The organism is Thermogutta sp., from assembly GCF_039793925.1.
In the GTDB taxonomy this organism is placed as follows: Bacteria; Planctomycetota; Planctomycetia; order Pirellulales; family Thermoguttaceae; genus Thermogutta.
In genome coordinates this window covers 1-1,292 of record NZ_JBAMME010000115.1, presented here as the reverse complement: position 1 = coordinate 1,292, position 1,292 = coordinate 1, and the positions used below count along the sequence as shown (strand labels likewise).

Here is a 1,292-nt window from a genome sequence, read left to right as displayed (position 1 = left end):
GCCAGGACCCGCATGCCCTTGGTCTTGTACATGTAGGCCACGACCGCCGAACCGGAAAACGCGTCGACGACGGATTGCACGCCGTCCGGGGCGCGCTTCCAAATCCAATCCACCAGCTTCTGCTTCGAGCCGATATCGTTGGTGATGGATTTAGGCCGCTCTTCCGGCGACGGCTCCTCGGCAGCCGCCTCGGCCTGGGCCTCGAGCGCCTCGAAGTCCAGGTCCAGGGCGGCGTCCGTTTCGAGGAGGAACGCCAGTCGGTTCTCCGGTCACGTCGCGACAAATCCGGTTGATGCCGGTGGGCGGTCGGCCCGCGCCCAGGGTGAACCCCGAACTCAGGCCGAGAGCCCTGTCGCTTGGATACCTACCGGAGACCGCCGGAAAGTGTCGGAGAGGATGGTTTCGGATGGCTGCGGAAAAATTGAAATCGGAGTTTGACAAGACCGCAGTGCGTGCGTTACGTTACTCAACGTTACTCAAAGTTACTCCATGTACGAGTGGACGTGTTGGAAAGAGAGATTGATGGAAACCAAGTGGCTGACAGTCATTGAAGCGGCGCAATACCTGAAGATGGGAAGATCGACCGTCTATAAGTTGGCCCAGGAAGGCAAACTGCCGGCGCACAAGGTCGGACGGCAATGGCGGTTCGATGCGAAGGAACTCGATAAGTGGCTCAAGTCCGGGAAGCTGGCATGGACAGAGGATCGGACACGATGACATCAGGCGCGCAAACGAGAGAGGGAAGTACTCTTAAGACGGAGAGGAGTTCCCGATCGTCCACGGTGGAGAGTCCGCCGAGTTGAAGGATGGGTCTGTGTGCCGATGCCCAATGCACTCGATTGCAAGTATCCCAATGCCTCAAAGGAATGGCGTTGGCAATGGGTTTTTCCCCAGGAAAACCGCTGGCGAAACGCCAAGACCGGCGAAAGTGCTGTGCGTCACAAGGGTTTAAGTTATCTTTGGTAAAGTATCTGAAGGCATCTTATACGGTCAGAAGCAAGAAAACCAGCATGTTATACGGGTCAATCTAATTATTGTTAGCTGTAACGAGGAACCGACAATGAGATATTTGAGACTGTTTGCCTTCCCTATCGCGTTTCTTTGGGTGCTGCCTTCTATCGTGCATGCGCAGGGTGCCGGCATCGAGTGGGAAACTCTCAACCGGGAAGTCATGGACCTATACCGCGCGGGCAACTATGGCCGTGCGGTCGTGATCGCCCAGAAAGCCCTACAGGTTGCCGAACAGAACGTCGGCCCCAACCACCCCGATGTGGCCACGAGCCTGAACAACC

3 protein-coding genes are annotated in these 1,292 nt (G+C 56.8%); all 3 read left to right on the top strand.

The annotated features are described in order from the left end of the window. A partial coding sequence (locus tag ABJK56_RS04245; protein ID WP_347243418.1) for a hypothetical protein occupies window positions 1-293 on the top strand: 293 nt, incomplete at its 5' end. Between the two features lie 229 nt (window positions 294-522). Then, the gene (locus tag ABJK56_RS04240) at window positions 523-717 is read left to right on the top strand and encodes a helix-turn-helix domain-containing protein (RefSeq protein ID WP_347243417.1); all 195 of its coding nucleotides are present in this window, start codon (window positions 523-525) and stop codon (window positions 715-717) included. Window positions 718-1,060: 343 nt separating this feature from the next. Next, a partial coding sequence (locus tag ABJK56_RS04235) for a tetratricopeptide repeat protein (protein WP_347243416.1) occupies window positions 1,061-1,292 on the top strand: 232 nt, incomplete at its 3' end.

Coding starts and splice junctions, on each gene's coding strand:
- ABJK56_RS04240 (WP_347243417.1), top strand. CDS start 523: ATGGAAACCAAGTGGCTGACAGTCATTGAAGCGGCGCAATACCTGAAG.